Annotated in this window: 14 protein-coding genes; 9 read left to right on the top strand and 5 right to left on the bottom strand. The window is 69.1% G+C overall.

Annotated elements, in window-relative coordinates:
- Positions 1 to 120: 120 nt before the first annotated feature.
- Both ACIQWX_RS12225 and ACIQWX_RS12220 read right to left on the bottom strand, forming a co-directional pair.
- The gene (locus tag ACIQWX_RS12225; RefSeq protein ID WP_400868619.1) at positions 121 to 678 is read right to left on the bottom strand and encodes a hypothetical protein; all 558 of its coding nucleotides are present in this window, start codon (positions 676 to 678) and stop codon (positions 121 to 123) included.
- A gap of 78 nt (positions 679 to 756) precedes the next feature.
- On the bottom strand, positions 757 to 2724 hold the full coding sequence (locus ACIQWX_RS12220) for a thioredoxin domain-containing protein (protein ID WP_400868617.1): 1968 nt from the start codon (positions 2722 to 2724) through the stop codon (positions 757 to 759).
- A 151-nt stretch (positions 2725 to 2875) separates the two neighbouring features.
- Between ACIQWX_RS12220 and ACIQWX_RS12215 the strand changes: the two genes are divergently transcribed.
- From ACIQWX_RS12215 to ACIQWX_RS12200, 4 genes are all read left to right on the top strand, one after another.
- Positions 2876 to 8284, top strand: coding sequence for a hypothetical protein (locus ACIQWX_RS12215; protein WP_400868615.1), 5409 nt, complete (start codon positions 2876 to 2878; stop codon positions 8282 to 8284).
- Positions 8284 to 9633 (top strand): hypothetical protein, encoded by a 1350-nt coding sequence (locus tag ACIQWX_RS12210; protein WP_400868613.1) that lies wholly within the window; start codon positions 8284 to 8286, stop codon positions 9631 to 9633. Before ACIQWX_RS12215 ends, ACIQWX_RS12210 begins: the two co-directional genes overlap by 1 nt.
- Before the next feature lie 70 nt (positions 9634 to 9703).
- Positions 9704 to 11071, top strand: a complete 1368-nt coding sequence (locus ACIQWX_RS12205; RefSeq protein WP_400868611.1) for a 3' terminal RNA ribose 2'-O-methyltransferase Hen1 — start codon at positions 9704 to 9706, stop codon at positions 11069 to 11071.
- Positions 11068 to 13560, top strand: coding sequence for a polynucleotide kinase-phosphatase (locus ACIQWX_RS12200; protein WP_400868609.1), 2493 nt, complete (start codon positions 11068 to 11070; stop codon positions 13558 to 13560). Before ACIQWX_RS12205 ends, ACIQWX_RS12200 begins: the two co-directional genes overlap by 4 nt.
- Before the next feature lie 196 nt (positions 13561 to 13756).
- On the opposite strand, the gene ACIQWX_RS12195 is transcribed toward ACIQWX_RS12200, so the two are convergent.
- Positions 13757 to 14080 (bottom strand): hypothetical protein, encoded by a 324-nt coding sequence (locus ACIQWX_RS12195; protein ID WP_400868607.1) that lies wholly within the window; start codon positions 14078 to 14080, stop codon positions 13757 to 13759.
- The gene (mca, locus tag ACIQWX_RS12190; RefSeq protein WP_400868605.1) at positions 14077 to 14979 is read right to left on the bottom strand and encodes a mycothiol conjugate amidase Mca; all 903 of its coding nucleotides are present in this window, start codon (positions 14977 to 14979) and stop codon (positions 14077 to 14079) included. The genes ACIQWX_RS12195 and mca overlap by 4 nt, the downstream gene beginning before the upstream one ends.
- 136 nt (positions 14980 to 15115) lie before the next feature.
- Between mca and ACIQWX_RS12185 the strand changes: the two genes are divergently transcribed.
- The 3 genes from ACIQWX_RS12185 to ACIQWX_RS12175 all read left to right on the top strand — a co-directional run bounded on the left by ACIQWX_RS12185 (position 15116) and on the right by ACIQWX_RS12175 (position 17120).
- On the top strand, positions 15116 to 15559 hold the full coding sequence (locus ACIQWX_RS12185) for a DUF4307 domain-containing protein (protein ID WP_400868603.1): 444 nt from the start codon (positions 15116 to 15118) through the stop codon (positions 15557 to 15559).
- A gap of 195 nt (positions 15560 to 15754) precedes the next feature.
- Positions 15755 to 16258, top strand: coding sequence for a transcription elongation factor GreA (gene greA, locus ACIQWX_RS12180; RefSeq protein ID WP_086857442.1), 504 nt, complete (start codon positions 15755 to 15757; stop codon positions 16256 to 16258).
- A 49-nt stretch (positions 16259 to 16307) separates the two neighbouring features.
- Positions 16308 to 17120, top strand: a complete 813-nt coding sequence (locus ACIQWX_RS12175) for an MBL fold metallo-hydrolase (RefSeq protein ID WP_400868601.1) — start codon at positions 16308 to 16310, stop codon at positions 17118 to 17120.
- A 55-nt stretch (positions 17121 to 17175) separates the two neighbouring features.
- Here ACIQWX_RS12175 and ACIQWX_RS12170 read toward each other — a convergent pair whose 3' ends face one another.
- Positions 17176 to 17649 (bottom strand): Lrp/AsnC family transcriptional regulator, encoded by a 474-nt coding sequence (locus ACIQWX_RS12170; protein ID WP_400868599.1) that lies wholly within the window; start codon positions 17647 to 17649, stop codon positions 17176 to 17178.
- Between the two features lie 108 nt (positions 17650 to 17757).
- On the opposite strand from ACIQWX_RS12170, the gene hppD reads away from it, so the two are divergent.
- Positions 17758 to 18957, top strand: a complete 1200-nt coding sequence (gene hppD, locus ACIQWX_RS12165) for a 4-hydroxyphenylpyruvate dioxygenase (protein ID WP_400868597.1) — start codon at positions 17758 to 17760, stop codon at positions 18955 to 18957.
- A gap of 122 nt (positions 18958 to 19079) precedes the next feature.
- Positions 19080 to 19637: a YbaB/EbfC family nucleoid-associated protein gene (locus tag ACIQWX_RS12160; RefSeq protein WP_400868595.1), complete on the top strand. Its 558-nt coding sequence runs from the start codon at positions 19080 to 19082 to the stop codon at positions 19635 to 19637.
- The last annotated feature ends 8 nt before the right edge of the window (positions 19638 to 19645 follow it).

Here is a 19645-nt window from a genome sequence, read left to right as displayed (position 1 = left end):
GGTGGGGGGCGCCAGCGGCGCCCGCTCCCTCGGGGCGCGGGCGCGCCCGCCTGAGTGCCCCCTGCTCGGTCGAGTGAAATAACCTGTTCCTAACCCTTTTTACCCCCCCACGACCGGGGGTCATGCCAGGTCGGGGCCCTTGGAACGCAGGTCGTCGACCTTGGTCATCGCTTCGCGCAGCTCGCCCAGCCAGCTGTCCGCGTGCTCGCCCACCAGGCGGACCGCCCACGCCAGCGCGTCCGAGCGCGAACGGGCCACTCCCGCGTCGACCAGCGTGTCCAGTACCAGGCGCTCCGGCTGCCGCAACCGGGTCATCACCGGCGCCGAATGCGTGGTGAACAGCGCCGTCGTGCCGCCCAGCTTGGCTCCCCACGCCACCTTGCGCTGGTAGCGGTGCTCCGCCTGCCGGGCGATCTCGATGCGCTCGTCGCGCGTCTCCTCGCGGTAGCGGCTGATGCGGCCCTCTTCGGCCGCCGCGCGCGCCGCGTCGTCCGCGTACTCCTCCGTCAGCGCCGGCAGCTCGCCCACCACGATGATCTCTTCGCGGTCGACGCTGATCTCCGGCGCTCCGGTGAACCAGCCGTCGGGCAGGCGGCCGCCGAACCACGCCGCCGCGTCGCCCGCCGAGGGCACCTCCGCCTGCTGCCAGCCGCTGCTGCCTCGCCAGCCTCGTCCCATGTCCGCCACCTCCGCGATTACATGATTACAACGCTGCTCACGCTACGCCGAATACAGGTGGAAGAGCAGGTCGTTCACTCAGAGCTGAGCCGCCAGCTCCTCGGCGGAGGTGACCGGCCGGTCGCAGACGTAACCACGGCAGACATAGGCGGCAGGCAGCCCGCCGACCAGCGGCCGGTCCGCCAGCAGCGGGACGCCCCGCGCGTCCGGCTCGCCGGCCAGCACGATGCCGCCGCCGTGCACGCCCCGCGCCGCGGCCAGGCGCAACGCCGGGTCCGCGCCGACCAGCGCCACCTGGACCGGGCCGGCCTGCAGCGCCTCGGCCACCGACAGCCAGTGCCCGGCGAACCGCGGCACCCGCGCGGCCAGCACGCCGACCCGCCGCAACGCCTGCTCCGCGGCCTCGCGGTACCGGCTCGAATCGGCGTGGCCGGCCAGCGCCGACGCCGTCAGCAGCGCCCCCGCCAGCGCGGACGCCCCGGCCGGGCTCGCGTTGTCGCCCGGGTCGGCCGGCCGCTGCACCAGCGTCTCGGCGTCGTCGGCGGTGTCGAAGTACGCGCCGGGGACGTCCGGCGACGCGAAGTGCGTCAACGCCAGGTCCAGCAGCCGGGTCGCCTCGGTGAGCCACTTCGCGTCGCCGGTCGCCTGGTGCAGGGCCAGGAACCCGTCGGCGACGCAGGCGTAGTCCTCCAGCACCCCGGCCGACTCCCCGACGACGCCATCGCGCGAACTGCGTCGCAACCGGCCGTCAACGACGTGGACGCGCAGCAGCAACTCCGCCGCCGACACCGCCCACTCGATCCACTGTGGACGATCCAATGCGACGCCCGCCTCGGCCAGCGCCGAGATCGCCAGGCCGTTCCAGGACGCGATCACCTTGTCGTCCCGCCCCGGCTGCGGCCGCTTCGACCGCACCTCCAGGAGCTCGACGCGCAGGGGTTCCGGCAGCTCGCCGAACAGGCGCAACGTCGAGGCGCCCTCCTCGAACGTCCCCTCTTCCGTGACCCCGAACAGCGAGGCCGCGGAGTCGTCACCGACCACTTCGCGCAGCTGCTCCGGCGTCCAGACGTACGTCAGGCCTTCGACGCCGGCGGTGTCCGCGTCCAAAGAGGACGCGAAGCCACCCTCGGGCGTCCGCAAGTCCGCAGCGAGAAACTCAGCCGTCCCGGAAGCGACACGCAACGCCGTCGCCGAGCCGGTGCGCCGCCACAGGTGGGCGTAGAAGCGCAGCAGCAACGCGTTGGCGTACAACATCTTCTCGAAGTGCGGCACGATCCACTCGGCGTCCACGGAGTACCGCGCGAAGCCGCCCGCCAGCTGGTCGTACAACCCACCGCGCGCCATCGCCTCGGCCGTCTGGTCCACAAGGGACAGCGCGACGGCCGATCCGGTGCGCTCGTGGTGGCGCAGCAGGAACTCCAGCACCATCGACGGCGGGAACTTCGGGGCACGCCCGAAGCCGCCGTTGACCGGGTCCGCCTCCTGCTGCAGCTTCGCGACCGCGCCGGCCAGCACCGCTTCGTCCACAACGGACTCCTGCAGCGGCCCGGTCTGCTCGGCGAGGTGCGCGACGATCTGCTTCGCGCCGTCCAGGAGCTCGTCCGGCCGCTCGCCCCACGCCTCGGCGACGGCGGCCAGGAGCTGCCGGAACGACGGCATGCCCGGCCGCGGCGACGGCGGGTAGTACGTGCCGCAGTGGAACGGTTCGCCGTCCGGGGTCAGGAAGCACGTCATCGGCCAGCCGCCCTGCCCGGTCATCGCCTGCGTCGCGGCCATGTACACGGCGTCGATGTCCGGCCGCTCTTCGCGGTCGACCTTGATGTTGACGAAGTGCTCGTTCATCACGGCGGCGGTTTCCGCGTCTTCGAACGACTCGTGGGCCATGACGTGGCACCAGTGGCACGCGGCGTACCCCACGGAAAGCAGGATCGGCACGTTCCGCCGGCGCGCCTCGGCCAGCGCGTCCGGACCCCACTGCCACCACTCGACCGGGTTGTCCGCGTGCTGGAGCAGGTACGGGCTGGTCGCGCTCGCGAGACGGTTCATGCCCACCAGCGTCGCACGACCAGGCGAGTCTCACGCGGGGGACTCCGTCGCACAAAGGTACGCTGCTCCAAAGGGGTGGAATCGAAGCTACCGGATCACGAATCCGCGAGCCGGTCACAGGCCCTTGCACGCGTGCGGTAAACCTGAGGCCATGGCTGACACGACGACCGAGTTGCGGCATTGGCTGACTTCCCTGAACAATGCCGACCTGACAACACTTGTGTCGGTGAATGGCTACCTGCGATCGGCCGCACAGGTCCCCCAGTCGACGCGGGAAATCACTCTCAACCGGCGTCAGTCGCGAGCCCTCCGCACCTTCCTGGCCAAAGCCTCGGCTTCGAAACTGAGCAGTATGGCATCGAGTATGCTCGCCGGTGCGGCGGAAACGCTGGAGACGGTGCTGGGCTTCTCTCCCGAAGAAGTCGCACATCCAACTTTAGAGCAACTCTCCCGCATGCTTATCGCGCTGGGTGAACCGGTGGGTAAGCTCGCGCTATTCGGGCTGCTCCTCGGAGACGCACCCGCCACTCCGCTCGCGTGTGAACACCGGGACGAACTCGAGAAGCTTCTTTCCACCAGCACATCCGACGACCAGCCGCCGACCGAACGGCGGTCGGAGCAGAGTCCAGCTTCCGAAGACACGGTGCTGGACGAGCTCCAAGATCACTGGCTGGAGTTCCAGGACCTCGCCGGCACGACCGCCGACTTGATGCGAGACGCTGCCGACAGGTCGAGTAGAGGACTTCCCTTGGCCGAGGAGCACGAGAGCGCTCTGCACACGTACGTCAGCCAGCGTACGGCCCTGGCTGCCCACTTCGCGGAAAACAGCATCGACATAGCTCGTGATGCGGCAGCCGGCTCGTGGCTCGAACAGCTCGAGAAAGTACGCGCGGAGCAGAAGAAATCTCGCGTGGAACAGGCGGCCGCCGCCGCCAAGGCAGCGGATCTCCAGGCGCAGATCGACAACCTCCAGCAACTGCTGACCACCACAACGGGAAGTATCGCGGAGCACCTTCGAAACGCCATTGGAGCAGCACAAAAAGATCTGGCAGACCTCACAGGAGCTCCCTCGGACGACACTCCCTCCGACAGCGTACGTGAAGAACCGTTCATTCAGGATGACCGCGATGCAACCACGGCTCAGGCTGATCCCGAGGAATCCGCAGGACACGAATCATTGCCGGAACAGGCCGCCCCGCCGACGGTCCGTGCCGACGACCAGAGCTGCGACGAGGCGCCCGAGGAGAGCGAACCGAATCCGGACGAAAACGCCGAATTCGAACACGGATTTCCCTGGGACGAGGGCGAACCGCCCCTCGCCGTCGAACTGGTGAGTAAAGGCAGGCTCGCCGAAGCCTACTGGGTAACGGTGAGTTCGGCTGAGACAGAGACTCGCGGGCTGGCGTTGCGCTTCACGAGCGCGGCGTACCAAACGCGCAGCCAAGCGGAGGCGACCGCGGTGCTGGCCGCGCTGGACATTGACCTGCCGAGGATCCAGCGTGATAAGGATACCGCGATCCTGGTGGTGAGCGGAATGATCCGCGCTGGGCTCATCGCCGGCTGGGGACACCAGGCACTCGAGCACATCAACGTGGAGAACGGCCTCCCGGAGGCCTGGTTCGGGCTCCTGGAAGCCGGGATCTCCGCGGTGCGTCATCGATGCCGGCTGGACACGACCGTCGGCGTGCTCGCGCAGGGCAGCGATCTGGACATCGCGAGGAAGCAGCTCGGCGACCGGGCCCAGACACTCGCCGACGAGCTGCCACGGCGGAAGAACCCCTACCACCGGGCAACCCGGGTGCTGCAGTACCTGACCGGCGCCGGGCGGCCACTGGCGGCCGCTCTCGACACGGTGCACCGATGGTCCCTAGGTGAAGCCGATGTCCAGAACTTGCACGACGCGATCGAGGTGCTCTCCGGACCCGACACCTTGATCGAGACGGCGGACGCAGCGGTCCGTACCCCGAAGCAGGCGAGGGAACAGATCGTCGCGGCCGCGCTTCGTGTTCTGCAACGCGCGATCGACGAAGTGCGCACGGTGGTCGCGGAAGCGATCGTCGTGAGCAACCGAATCACCGCGGAAGACCCGGACACCAATAGTGTGAACGACCTCAGGCGGGCCGTCACGGCCGCCGAGACGGCCGGGCCGGTGCCGGGCATGGCGGGAGCGGCCGTGGTGCTGCTCATCCGATGGCTCAAGAACCCGGGCGTGGAGACCGGCCCCCGTGACGACGTGTCTGTCGCCGGGCTCGACGGCCGGATCCCCGAACCCGCACTCGACGTGCTCCTTCCCTTGTACGACCTGCCCAGGACCTCAGACGGGCGTCCGGATTCCGACGATCCTGCGACCCCCGCGGTGCTCGCGCGCCTTAACGAGCCGGTGGAACTCGTCCCGGCGGTCAAGGCCTACGCCGACCGTGGCGACCTCCCCAGCATCCGGCGGATCCTCGAGCTGTGCGATCAGGGCAGCTGGCAGGCCGCAGCCGATCCCGGCGTGTTTCTGGAGATCGCCGAACGCGCACGGGAACGGTGGCAGCTCGTGTACCGGCGTCAGCTAGGCCTCGCCGTCGACCTGTTCGCACGGGTACGCACCCAGAACCTCCTCGATTCCTCCGAGGAGGCGGCCGCCGGCGGTCTGCTGCAGTCCCTGCAGGTGCCTGAGGACGAAGCCTACGACGTCGCTTCCGCCGAGCTGGCCGTCCTCGTAGACGAGCTCAAGGGCAAGCAGCAGACGGAGGTGGATTCTCTGCGCAGGCAGCTGGTTGAACAACACCCGTCGGCAAGCGATCACGAGCGCGTCAAGTTGCTCCTGGACGACGGCGACACGGTGACCGCGTCCGAATTCCTCTCCTTCATCAGGGACGGCAAGCCCCTTCCAATCACAACCGTTCCGGCGACGCAGGACATTCACCGCTTCGCCGAGCTGATCGCCCGGGCCTCGGAGGCGAAAGAAGGGCTCCCCCGGCGGGCGGCCGAATGGGCCGCGCTCGCCGGCGGCGGAAGCCCGGCCGAAATCGGCCGGGCCGGCATCGATGCCTGGGACAGCTTGCCCGCGGCATCGAGCCTCCGCCACAAAAGCCAGCTCTCGGCGGCGATCAGGGCCGTTCTAACGACGCTGGGGATCCGCGCGTCGACGCAGCCGAAGGAACTGCCGCTGCCGGACCGTCGAAGCTTCCGGAAGTTTCGTGTTCCGGGGGAGGCAAGCGATGGTTCGTACGTCTCGGTCCTCGGCTCATCCGCCACCGACTACACCGTGACCGTTGTCTTCGAAGAGGTCCGGGGCCGCAACATCCTGGCAGAGCTCGGTCCCGAGGATGTCGGCCGAGCGAACGTTGTGCTCTACCTCCATCCCCTCGGTCTGGCCGGTCGACGCACCCTGGCCGCGAACGCCGCGGGCTCGGCGGCGCAGGCACTGGTCATCGATGCCGCCGTGCTCGGCTGGGTGGCGAAGATCGCTCCCGGTTCTTGGCGGGCGACGCAACGCGTGACGTTGCCGTGGACCGCGCTGAATCCCTACACGCCGTTCGTGGCGGGCTTAGTGCCGCCCGAGGTCTTCGTCGGCCGGCGCAAGGAGATGCGCGAAGTCGTCGATCCGCACGGCGGGCTCTTCCTCTACGGCGGACGTCAGCTCGGCAAGTCGGCCCTGCTGCGCCGGGTGGAAGCCAATTTCGGCGACGACTTCCAGGAGGCGGTGTATCTGGATCTGACAGCGCGAGGCATCGGTGAAGCTGAGCCTGCCGGCCGTATCTGGCGTGAGCTCACCGTAGAGCTCAAGAAGCGCGGCGTGCTCGCGCAGAAAGTGTCCGACGACGCACCTGCCGACGTGGTGGCGAAGCAGGTACAGGGATGGCTCGAAGGTCAGGGTAACCGCCGGCTCCTGCTGCTCGCCGACGAGGCGGACGCGTTCCTCACGGCCGACTCGCACGGTGTCCGCACCCCCGGTGGGACCGCCATCTTCCGCAACGTCCGCCTCCTCAAGGACCTGATGGAGTCGACCGGCCGCCGGTTCAAGGTCGTCTTCGCCGGCTTGCACCAGGTGCAGCGATTCGGAGACCTGGCGAACGTCCCGCTCGTGCACGGCGGCCCGGACATCCTGGTCGGGCCGCTGGAACCCGAAGATGCCAGGCAGCTGGTCATCGAGCCGCTAGCCGCGCTGGGCTATGTGTTCGACCGGCCCGAACTCGTCTGGCGCCTGCTCTCCACGACCAACTACCAGGCGAGCCTCATCCAGATCGTCTGCAACGAGCTGGTCAACGCGCTCCACCGCCGGGTTTCGGTTCCCGACTCGATTCCGATCACAGTGCGTGAAGAAGACGTCGAAGCCGTCGTTACGAGTGATCACATCCGCAGCAGCATTGCCGACCGGCTCCGGATCACCGTCAACCTCGATCACCGTTACCGCGTTCTGATGCTCATCATCGCTGTTCGCAGCATCGAAGACGGGTTCCGGGTCGGCTACGGGGCGGACGAACTCCTGATGTGGGCCAATGAACACTGGTCGGCGGGGTTCGAGGACTTCAAGGTCCCGGACCTGAGGATCTACCTCAAGGAGATGGAAGGACTCGGTCTTCTCGTACGGCTGCCACAGGACAAGTACGCCGTCAGAAGCCCGAACGTCGTGACCATGCTCGGACCGAAGGCCGAGCTCGAACGAGAACTGCGGGAAACGGCCTTCGAAGTGCCCTACGAGTACAACGCGCGGGAGGCACGCCGCCTGCTGGACACCACCCGCGACGGCCGCGAGGTGCGAAGCCCGTTGACCGAGGGTGAACTCGCGGAATTCACCAAGCTTGGCGCATTGACCGTGCTGACCGGAAGCAAAGCACTGGGAGCTGAACGGATCGGCCCCGCCGTTGAGAATTACGCCGGGCTTCGCGGGACGAAAGTGGAGTCGGTGGATTCCGTGGCCGGCACCGTCAAGGCGGTGTCGACCGCTGCCCGCCGCAGCAAGGCGCCGATCTTGATCGTCGATTTCACCGCCCGGAGCATCGCGGACATCGAGCAGGCCCTGCCGACGATCCACCGCGCCACCTGCACGGTCATCCTGCTGGTGAGTCCTGACCACGCCGAGCGGGCGAGTGAGCTCGCCGGCACGCAGTGGCGGCGTCCTTCCCGCTGGACTTCCAGCAGCTTGCGCAGCTGGCCCGAATGCCCGTTCGACAGCCCGGAAACACGGCGGGCCCTGATCGAGGCCACCGGCGGATGGCCGGACCTGGTGGCACGCACCATCGCCATGGTCACGAAGGGAAGTACCAAGGACGCGGCGATCAAACGCATACTGGAAGACTTGGCGCAGCGCGAATTCGCCGAAACGCAGATACGCCGTGAAGGGTTGCCCTTTGCTTTCGTCGAGCGTCTGGGGCTCTGGGCCGAGATCGCCGACGAAGGTGAGATGGCTTCGCCGGACGTCCTTGCCGATGTACTGGGTACGGGACTTGCCGAAACGGCACGCCTGCTTGCCCAGCTGAACGACATCGGAGTACTGGACGAGACCGATGACGGTGTCGCCCTCGATCGGGTCACGCACCGTATCATCCGGCTCCTGCGCGGGAAGCCGTGATGGCGCCGGCACCGCCGCTGACCAGCCTGCCTGGGCCGAGGAAGTATCTCGGCCGGATCGGCGCGGCTCTCGACGCAGGGCTGAACTGCCTGTGGATCATGCCGGATCACCTGGTCACGCAAAGAATCGCTGACGACGTTTTCGACTACGTCGTAGACCGGCCGGATGCGATCACCGTCCCGCAGGCAGATCCGGTCGAAGCGACCGCGCAGCCCATCCCGCTTCCTTCCGGCACGACGGGGCCAGCAGCACCATCGTGGGCTGACGACGGCTTCGGTGATCTGGACACCTCCTCAGTCGTCGTCCGCGCGCTGCCCGTGTTGGAGCCCGCCTACTCGATCGTCGAAAGGTTGCACTTCCTCGACGACGGGACGACCGCCACGGACGTCCTTGCCGCGGTGGTCTCGTCCGAGCGCCTACGCGGAAAAGTGATCGCACTGCGCGGCTGGGAAGAGCCCGACGCGACCGACGTGGCCAACACGTTCGTGAGGTTCAACGCGCTGACGAAAGGTCGTTCTTCGCCGGCGCGAGAACACGTGAGGATGCTGGTCGCGGCCCGTCAGAGCGACCTGCCGCCGAACCTCTTGAGCCGGATCGATCCGATGACAGCCAAGGTCTTCTGGTGGTGGGGCAGCACCACCCGGCTGGATACCGCCGTCGTGGTCGCCAACGCTCAACCCAGAGTGTCAGGTAGTGCGACCTCCGGCACGCAGCTGCATGAGCTCGTGGCGACCGAAGTCGCAGTCGAGGTGGCCGGTCCAGACCTGGACGTCGCGGCAGCACTTTCGCAGCGCTGGGACGGCCGAATGAGCACGCTGCACAAGTGCTTGGACGAGATCTCGTTCCCGGTGGACGGCGCCGAGGTCGTCGAACGTCGTATCCTGTCCGGCCTTCGGCAACCGCCGGTCGAACTGACCGGCCTCTGGAACGCGGGCGCGGTCGATCTGTGGGACGGGCACGTCCGCATCACGCCCGCCGCGAACAACCTTTCCTCCGGGGTCATCGACATGGACACCCTTATCTGGCGTGGGCAGAGCAGGGCGCTCACCCCGCTGATCGACGAGCAGCGACATCGCTTCGAGGACGAGATCAGGAGGCGGATCGATCCATCGCTCATGGACTCGCTGCTGTTCGGAGAAACACCCGACCGTCGACTGCCCGGCGGATCCGGCCCGTCCGTACTGGAGATAGGACAGCTGGCATGGCTGGTCCACAGCGGCCATGCCACCTTGCCACGAGGCGAACGAGAACTGTTGAATCGCCTTCGCAGTGCGCGAAACGCGGTAGCCCATCTGCGGGTCTTGAGCGACGACGAACTGGACGGGCTGGCGCGCCTGCTGCCGGGATGACGTAACACGGTTCCGCAGGCAATGCGGAATTCAGGCGCGCGGTCGGCGGTCGCTCCGCCACACTGGGCACGTGCTGCTGACGATCACGACGACCCGGAACCCCGCCACCGACTTGGGTTTTCTCCTCCACAAGCACCCGGAGAAAGCCCAGTCGGTCGCGCTTTCGGCCGGGACCGCGCACGTCTTCTACCCGGAGGCGGCCGAGAACCGTTGCACCGTCGCGTTGTTCGTCGAAATCGATCCCGTCGGGCTCGTCCGCGGCGGCGGGACTTCGCTGACCCATTACGTCAACGACCGGCCGTACGCGGGTGGCTCCTACCTCGCGGTCGCGCTGCGGGCCGCGTTCACCACCGCGCTCGCGGGCCGGTGCTCGGCGCGCCCGGAACTCGTCGACGAGCTCTTCGCGTTGGAGATCCGCGTGCCGTCGCTGTCCGCGCGCGGTGGAGCCGAAGTCGTGCACAAATTGTTCGAGCCGCTCGGCTGGCGCGTCTCGGCCGCGCCGATCCCGCTCGACCCGGAATTCCCGGAGTGGGGCGAGAGCCGCTATGTCGACTTGACGCTCACCGGCACCCACCGGCTCGTCGACGCGCTCCGGCACCTCTACGTCCTGCTGCCCGCGCTCGACGGCGGCAAGCACTACTGGGTCGGCCAGGACGAGGCCGACAAGCTGCTGCGCGCCGGCGACGGCTGGCTCGCCGAGCACCCCGAGCGGACGCTCATCACGAACCGCTACCTCGACCGGCGGCGGCCGGTCGTGCGCTACGCGCTTTCGCGGCTGGCCGAAGCCGACGACGTCCCCGCGGACGCCGAGGCGCTCGTCACCGAGGTCCCGGACCGGCCGGAGCCGCTGGCGGCGCAGCGGCACGGGAGCGTGCTCGCCGCGTTGCGGGCGGCGGGCGCGCGGCGCGTGCTCGACCTCGGCTGCGGGAGCGGCGCGCTGCTGCGCGTCCTCGAGAAGGACCGGACATTCACCGAGATCGTCGGCGTCGACGTCTCCGCGAGCGCTCTCGACGTCGCGGAGAAGCGGCTGAAGGAACGCTCCCGCGTCACGCTCCGGCAGTCCGCGCTCACCTACGCGGACCCGGCGCTGGCCGGCTACGACGCCGCCGTGCTGATGGAGGTCGTCGAACACGTCGACCAGGAGCGGCTGCCGGCCCTGGAACACGCGGTCTTCGGGGTCGCGGCGCCGCGCACGGTGCTCGTCACGACGCCGAACGCGGAGTACAACCGGCTGTTCGAGTTCCTGCCGATGGGGCATTTCCGGCACGCCGACCACCGGTTCGAATGGACCCGAGCCGAGTTCCGCGCCTGGGCGGACGGCGTCGCGACCCGGCGTGGCTACGAGGTCCGGTACGTGCCGATCGGACCGGTGGACCAGGAATCGGGACCGCCGACCCAGATGGCGGTCTTCACGACCAGAGAGGAGGTGGCCGCATGAAGCTGACCGTCCCCGACATGGCGCTCGTCGTGCTCGTCGGCGCTTCCGGCTCCGGCAAGTCGACCTTCGCGCGCACGCACTTCGCGCCGACGCAGGTGCTCTCCAGCGACTTCTTCCGCGGGCTCGTCGCCGACGACGAAAACGACCAGTCCGCGTCGGCCGAGGCCTTCGACGCGCTGCACTACGTCGCGGCGAAGCGGCTCGCGGCCGGCCGGATGACCGTGATCGACGCGACGAACGTCCAGCGCGCTTCGCGGGCGAGCCTGGTGAAGCTCGCGAAGGAGCACGACGTCCTCCCGACGGCGATCGTGCTCGACCTGCCGCTGTCCGTGTGCGTCGCGCGCAACGCCGGGCGGCCCGACCGCGACTTCGGCGACCACGTGGTCCGGCGGCAGCGCGGCGAGCTGCAGCGCTCGCTGAAGTCGTTGGAGCGCGAGGGTTTCCGGCGCGTGCACGTGCTGCGCGGCGAGGCCGAGGTGGCCGAGGCGGAGATCGTCGTCGAGCCGCTGCGCAACGACAAGCGCGACCTGACCGGGCCGTTCGACGTGATCGGCGACGTCCACGGCTGCGCGGCCGAGCTCGAGGAGCTGCTGGCCGAGCTGGGCTACGTCGACGGCGTCCACCCGGCCGGGCGGACGGCGGTGTTCGTCGGCGACCTCGTCGACCGCGGCCCGGACACGCCCGGTGTGCTGCGGCGCGTGATGGGGATGGCCGCGGCCGGGAGCGCGCTGGTCGTCTGCGGGAACCACGAGCAGAAGCTGGTGCGCGCGCTGCACGGGCGGAAGGTCAACGCCGCGCACGGGCTCGCGGAGTCGCTGGAGCAGCTCGGCGCGGAGAGCGAGGAGTTCCGCCGGGCGGCGCACGAGTTCTGCGACGGCCTGATCGCGCACTACGTCCTCGACGGCGGCGACCTCGTCGTCGCGCACGCGGGCCTGCCCGAGCGCTACCACGGGCGCGCGTCCGGGCGGGTGCGAAGCATGGCGCTCTACGGCGACACGACCGGCGAGACCGACGAGTACGGCCTGCCGGTGCGGCTGCCGTGGGCGCGCGACTACCGCGGGTCGGCGATGGTCCTCTACGGGCACACGCCGACGCTGGAACCGGAGTGGGTCAACAACACGATGTGCCTCGACACCGGGTGCGTGTTCGGCGGGAAGCTGACCGCGCTGCGTTACCCGGAGCGCGAGGTCGTCTCGGTGAAGGCGCACAAGGTCTGGTACGAGCCCGCCAAGCCGCTGGATTCTTCACGGCCGCTGGGCGGGCGCGAGCCGGCGGTGCTCGAGCTGGCCGACGTCACCGGCAAGCGGATCGTGCAGACCGCGCACCACGGCCGCGTCGGCGTCTCGGCGGAGCAGTCGGCGGCGGCGCTGGAGGTGATGAGCCGGTTTGCGGTCGACCCGCGGTGGCTCGCCTACCTGCCGCCGACGATGGCGCCGTGCTCGACGTCGTCACGCGAGGACTACCTGGAGCACCCGGAGGAGGCGTTCGCCGAGTACCGCGCGGCGGGGGTGCAGTCGGTGGTGTGCCAGGAGAAGCACATGGGCTCGCGGGCCGTGGTGCTGGTGTGCCGGGACGACGCAGTCGCCGTCCGGCGGTTCGGCATCGAGGGCGGCGGCGCGGTGTACACGCGCACCGGGCGGCCGTTCTTCACGGCCGAGCAGAACGACCTGCTGCTGGCCGACGTGCGGACGGCGGCCGGCGAGCTGTTCGACGAGCTGAAGTCGGACTGGCTGCTGCTGGACGCCGAGCTGCTGCCGTGGAGCGCCAAGGCGGGCGGGCTGATCGCGGACCAGTACGCGTCAGTCGGCGCAGCGGCCCAGGCGGTGCTGCCGGCGGCGGTCTCGGCACTGACGACGGCGTCCGCCCGCGGCATCGACGTCTCGGACCTGTTGCGGCGCACGGCGGTTCGCGAGTCCACAGTGGACGCCTACCGGGCGGCGTACCGGCGGTACTGCTGGCCGACGTCGGGCTTGGAGGGCGTCCGGCTGGCACCGTTCCAGCTGCTGGCGTCGGAGGGAACGGCGTACCACGACCGGCCGCACGCGTGGCACCTGTCGGAGCTGGACCGGCTGACGGGCCCGCGGTTCCAGCGCACCCGGACGCTGACGGTGGACGTGCTGGACGCGTCGTCCGTCACCGCCGCGGTGTCGTGGTGGGAGGAGCTGACAGACGCAGGCGGCGAGGGAATGGTGGTCAAGCCGTCGGCAAACCTGACCCGAGGAGCGCGCGGACTGGTCCAGCCGGGAGTGAAGGTCCGCGGGCGCGAGTACCTGCGAATCATCTACGGGCCCGACTACACGCTGCCGCAGAACCTCGACCGGCTGCGCAAGCGAGGGCTCAACCGGAAGCGGATGCTGGCACTGCGCGAGTACGCACTGGGGTTGGAGGCGTTGGAGCGCGTCGCGAGGAGCGAGCCGCTGTGGCGCATCCACGAGTGCGTGTTCGCGGTGCTAGCCCTGGAGTCCGACCCGGTGGACCCGCGCCTCTGACCAGCACCCCGCCAGGTCCTCAACGCAAGGGGAAGAGCCCAACAAGACCCAAAGATCAACCCAGACCCCCCGCAACCCCGATCCGAAGCCAGAACACGGCCGGCAGCGCCGGGTCAAGGCATCTTTCCCGCCTTGACGCGGCGCTGCCGGCCGTAGTCACAATCGGGCTTCGGGGTTGCCGCAACCGGGGAAGTTCTCAGTCGCCCTTGGCCGACGAGGCACCGTTAGGCTGCTTCTTCTCCGGCGCCGGTTCCTCGGTCTCGCCCTTCTCCTCCGCGGCAGGTTCCTCCGCCGCAGGCTCGTCGAAGCTAGCCGGAACCCGCTTCAAGTGCTTCGTCATCGAGCGGACCAGGAACGCCACCGCGATGAGGAACAGGATCAGCACCAGGAAGCCGACCGGGGAGGACTTGCCGAAGTCCTCCCCCTGCCCGCCGTTGTCGCCGTCACCCGGCTGCTGCGTCAGGATCAGGACCGACGCGGTCACCGGAAGCGCCACGCCGGCCGGCAGCGTCAGACTCATGTGTTCACCTTCTCCTCGACTCCGATGCCGGCGAACAGGTCGTCCTCCGGCAACGTGCTGTCGACCTGCGACTTGACCAGCTCGTACTCCTCGGTCGGCCAAGTCTCGCGCTGGATCTCCAACGGGACGAAGAACCAGCGGCTGTTCGGGTCGATCTGCGTGGCGTGCGCCTTGAGCGCCTCGTCCCGCACCTCGAAGTATTCACCGCACTCGACGCGGGTCGTCACCCGCTCCATCACATCGGCGCGATCCGGGTCCCACTTGGCCAGCCACTCGGTGTACGGCGACTCGAGCCCGGCCTCCTTCAGCGCCGCGTCGAAGGCCACCATCCGGGCCTTCGAGAAGCCGTGCATGTAGTACAGCTTCAGCGGCTGCCACGGCTCGCCGGCGTCGGGGAAGCGGTCCGGGTCCGGCGCCGCGTCCCACGCCGCCATCGTCACCTCGTGCGTGCGGATGTGGTCGGGGTGCGGGTAGCCGCCGTTCTCGTCGTACGTCGTGATGACGTGCGGCCGGAACTCGCGGATGACGCGCACCAGCGCCTCGGCCGACTCCTCGAGCGGCACGACGGCGAACGAGCCCTCGGGCACCGGCGGCAGCGGGTCGCCCTCCGGCAGGCCGGAGTCGACGAAGCCCAGCCAGCGCTGGCTCACGCCGAGGATCTTGGCCGCGCGGGCCATCTCCTCCCGGCGGATCTCGGACATGTTCGCCAGCACCTCGGGCCGGTCCATCGCCGGGTTGAGGATGCTGCCGGCTTCACCCCCGGTACAGGTGACGACGAGCACCTCGTGCCCTTCAGCGGCGTAGCGCGCCATCGAGGCGGCGCCCTTGCTCGACTCGTCGTCGGGGTGTGCGTGCACGGCCATCATCCGCAAGCGCGGCTTCGTCTGCTGGTCCACCATGCTGCGAACGACTCCTCGTCTACCCGTATTCCGCGACCCACCTGCGGGCCGCCCACCCAGCGGGCGGATACTCGAAGCCGTACCCGCCCCACCATTGTCCCCACGGGTACGACAAGAACGAGCAGGAGGCCCCGCGTTGGCAGGCGGACCGGCGGAAACGGCAGCCCCCGTGCTGCCCGAAGGCCGGTACGGCACCAGCCGCGCGAAGGCCCCGCGGCGCTGGCGCCGGTGGCTCTTCCTGGCGATCGCCCTGCTGGTCAGCGGCGTGATCGCGTGGGTCGCGTACATCAACCTCGGGTCCGCGCCGATCGACGCCGAGCGCGTCGCCTTCAGCGGCAAACCGGGCAACGCGATGGAAATCACCATCAACGTGACGCGGGACGACGACAGCAGGCCGGGCGTGTGCATCGTGCGCGTCCGCGACAAGACCGGCGCGGAGAGCGGCCGCAAAGAGCTCCTGGTTCCGCCCGGCGCGAAGTACAGCAGGATGACCACGACGATCAAGAGCATCGGGGAACCGGTGACCGCCGACGTCTACGGCTGCTCGTACGAGGTACCACAGTATTTGTCAACCCCATAGCGGCCAACGGGGTGAACCGCGCGCCCAACGCCCACGGCGTGCGGATTTAACGGGCGTCGCCCTGTCGCGCCGTGATACTCTGACCCTTCAGCACGGCCCACGACGGGCCGTGTTTTTCCTTTATCTCAGCCACACGGGCACCTAGGCCCGTGTGGGCCGGCTTGAACACGCAAGCCTGGCAGGCCCGACGAGGAGATGGTGACCGTGAGCGACACCAAGGTGACCTGGCTGACCCAGGATGCCTACGACCGGCTCAAGCACGAGCTCGACGAAATGATCGAGAATCGTCCGGTCATCGCCGCGCGCATCAACGACAGCCGCGAAGAGGGCGACCTCAAGGAGAACGGCGGCTACCACGCCGCCCGTGAAGAACAGGGCCAGGCCGAGGCGCGCATCCGGCACCTGCAGGAGCTGCTGCGCTCGGCCAAGGTCGGCGAGGCGCCCGCGAACGACGGCACGGCCGGCCCGGGCAAGGTCCTCACCGTCCGCTACGAGGGCGACGACGAGGACGAGAAGTTCCTCCTCGCCACCCGCGAAGAAGGCGCCGAAGGCGAGCTCGACGTGTACTCCCCGGAGTCGCCGCTGGGCAAGGCCCTGCTCGGCGCCAAGGAGGGCGAGTCCCGCGAGTACGAGCTGCCCAACGGCAAGCTCCAGAAGGTCACCCTCGTCAAGGCGGTTCCGTACACCGACGCCAAGTAGCCGCGGCTAGCGTGTCCTCCCAGGATCCACGTTCTGGGAGGACAGCACCGTGAGCACCGAACCGATCTGCCAGGCCTGCGGCATGCAGTACGCCGTGGCCCGCGACGACTGCCCGATCTGCGAGGACGAACGCCAGTACGTCCCGCAGGCCGGGCAGCAGTGGACGAACCTGGAAACCCTGCGCGCGAGCGGTGACTACACGCCCCGCATCGAAGAACAGGGCCCCGGCATCATCGGCGTCGGCTCGAACCCGGGGTTCGCGATCGGCGAACGCGCGCTGCTCGTCCAGGCGCGCTCCGGGAACTTCCTCTGGGACTGCGCCGCGTACCTCGATGACGCGCTGGTCCAGCAGGTCCGCGACCTCGGCGGTATCACCGGCATCGCGATCAGCCACCCGCACTACTACACGACGATGGTCGAGTGGGCGCACGCGTTCGACGTCCCGATCTACCTGCACGAGGGCGACCAGCAGTGGATCGGCCGGCCGGACCCGGCGGTCAAGCTGTGGTCGGGCACGACCCTCGACGTCGCCGGCGACCTGCGCCTGATCAACCTCGGCGTCCACTTCACCGGCGGCACGGTCCTGCACTGGCCCGACGGTGAGGACGGCCAGGGCGCGCTGCTGTCCGGCGACATCGTGCAGGTCATCCCCGACCGGACGCACGTGGGCTTCATGTACAGCTACCCGAACCTGGTGCCGGAGCGGCCGCACATCGTGCGCCGCGCGGCCGAACTGCTGGCCGGGTACCGGTTCGAGGCGATCTACGGGGCCTGGTGGGACGCGATCGTGCGCACCGACGGCTTCGAGGTCGTCCAGCGCTCCGCGAAGCGGTACCTGGCCCACGTCGTCGACGAACGCTGAGCAAACGACGTGAATGACTCATTCATGTCGTCAGGCGACATGAATGAGTCATTCACTACGTCCGGGCCGTGCGTTCGAGCAGGGGGCGGACCCGCGGCGGCACCGGGGTCGACAACGCGATCGACGTCGACGTCCGCAGCACGTCCGGCACCCCGACCACCTCGTCGATCACCCGCTGCAGGTCGTCGTTGCCCCGCGCCACCATCCGGACGAACAGGTCGCCCTGGCCCGTGGTCGCGTGGACCTCGCACACCTCGTCGATCGCCGAAAGCGCTTCCGTCACCTCCGCGCGGCGGCCCTGGGCGATCTCCAGCCACGCGAACGCCGTCAGGCCGTAGCCCATCGCCGCCAGGTCGAGCTCCGGCGGGAAGCCGCCGAGGATGCCGCGCTCGGTGAGGCGGTCGAGGCGCGCCTGGACCGTCCCGCGCGCGACGCCCAGCCGGCGCGCGCACTCCAGCACGCCCAGCCGCGGGGAGTCGGTGAGCAACAGCAGCAGCCGCGCATCCAGCGCATCCAGGTTCTCCGGCATGCACAGATTGTCCATGATGACGGCCGGTACCCGGCAGTCACCGGTCAGATTGCCCAGCAAAAACAGAGACCATTGCGCATCTTGCCTCGAAGGGATGATCCTTCGGGTATGACCCAGACTGCCGAACCCCAGGGTGCGCTCGACGACGTCAGCTACGACCAGCTGCGTCAGCTCGTCGGGCTCGTGGACCACGACGCCTCGACCGACCCGTTCCCGGTCAAGGCCATGGACGCGGTGGTGTTCATCGCCGGCAACGCCACCCAGACCGCCTGGTACTACCAGATCGCGTTCGGGATGCAGCTCGTCGCGTACTCGGGCCCCGAGACCGGCGACTTCGACCGCAAGTCCTACGTCTTGAAGTCCGGCTCGGCCCGGTTCGTCATCACCGGCGGCGTGAAGCCGGACTCGCCGCTGCTGGACCACCACCGCAAGCACGGCGACGGCGTCATCGACCTGGCGCTGGAGACCACCGACGTCGACAAGTGCATCGAGCACGCCCGCGCGCAGGGCGCGACCGTCCTCGAGGAGCCGCACGACGTCTCCGACGAGCACGGCACCGTGCGCGTCGCCGCGATCGCGACCTACGGCGAGACCCGCCACTCGCTGGTCGACCGGACGCGCTACAACGGCGTCTACCTGCCCGGCTACGAGCCGCGCGAGAGCACGATCAAGCGGCCCGAGGGCGCGCCGAAGCGGCTGTTCCAGGCCGTCGACCACTGCGTCGGCAACGTCGAGCTCGGCAAGATGGACTACTGGGTCGACTGGTACCACCGCGTCATGGGCTTCGTGAACATGGCGGAGTTCGTCGGCGACGACATCGCGACCGAGTACTCGGCGCTGATGAGCAAGGTCGTCTCGAACGGCAACCACCGCGTCAAGTTCCCGCTGAACGAGCCGGCGGTGGCGAAGAAGAAGTCGCAGATCGACGAGTACCTCGAGTTCTACGGCGGCGCCGGCTGCCAGCACATCGCGCTGGCCACCAACGACATCATCGCGACGGTCACCGCGATGCGCGCCGCCGGCGTCGAGTTCCTCGACACGCCGGACTCGTACTACGACGACCCGGAGCTGCGCGCCCGGATCGGCAACGTCCGCGTGTCGATCGAGACGCTCAAGGAGCACAGCATCCTGGTCGACCGCGACGAGGACGGCTACCTGCTGCAGATCTTCACGAAGCCGATCGGCGACCGCCCGACCGTCTTCTACGAGCTGATCGAGCGGCACGGCTCGCTGGGCTTCGGCAAGGGGAACTTCAAGGCCCTGTTCGAGGCGATCGAGCGTGAACAGGAGCGTCGCGGCAACCTCTGACACAACTCGGCGAAGGCCACCATCGGGAACCTGCGGGTCCCCTATGGTGGCCTTTGGCGTTTCTCGGGAACCGATGGCGCCCCGGAGCCGTCATTGTGGGGAAGCAGAGAGAAGGGGCCGTGATGCCGGACAGCATCGACGCCAGCGACGCGATGATCGACAACTGGACCAAGCGGCTCGAGGAGAACGCCGCCCGGTACCAGGCGCTGGCCGATCGCGTGCAGGGCCAGTCGGTCACCGAGCGGTCGAAGGACGGCGCCGTCACGGTGACCGTCGATTCGCGCGGCCTGCTGAAGAACCTCGTCATCGCCGAGACCGCCACGAGCAAGCGGATGGCCGAGGTGTCGGCCCAGGTGATGCAGCTGGTGCAGCGCGCGCAGGCCCGGATCCCGGAACTGCTGCAGCAGGCGATGAGCGAGACCACCGGCACCGGCGACCAGGCCGCGGCGGAGATCGTCCGCGAGGCGCAGAGCACGTTCCCGCAGCCGCCACCGGAGCCCGAACCCGCGTTCCCGGAGCCCGACCGCGTCCGCCGGTTCCTGCCCGAGGAGACCGACGAGCGGCCGCGCACCCCGCCGCCCGCCCCGCCCGCGCCGCCTGCCCCGCCGCAGCCGCCGCGGCGCCGGCGTCCGGCCGACAACGACGATGACGACGACTTCGGCGGACCGATCCTTTCCTGAGGGGGAAA

The organism is Amycolatopsis sp. NPDC098790, assembly GCF_044759945.1.
GTDB lineage: Bacteria > Actinomycetota > Actinomycetes > Mycobacteriales > Pseudonocardiaceae > Amycolatopsis.
Note: the sequence above shows the minus strand (reverse complement) of the source record. Positions and strands in the feature narration are given on the sequence as shown.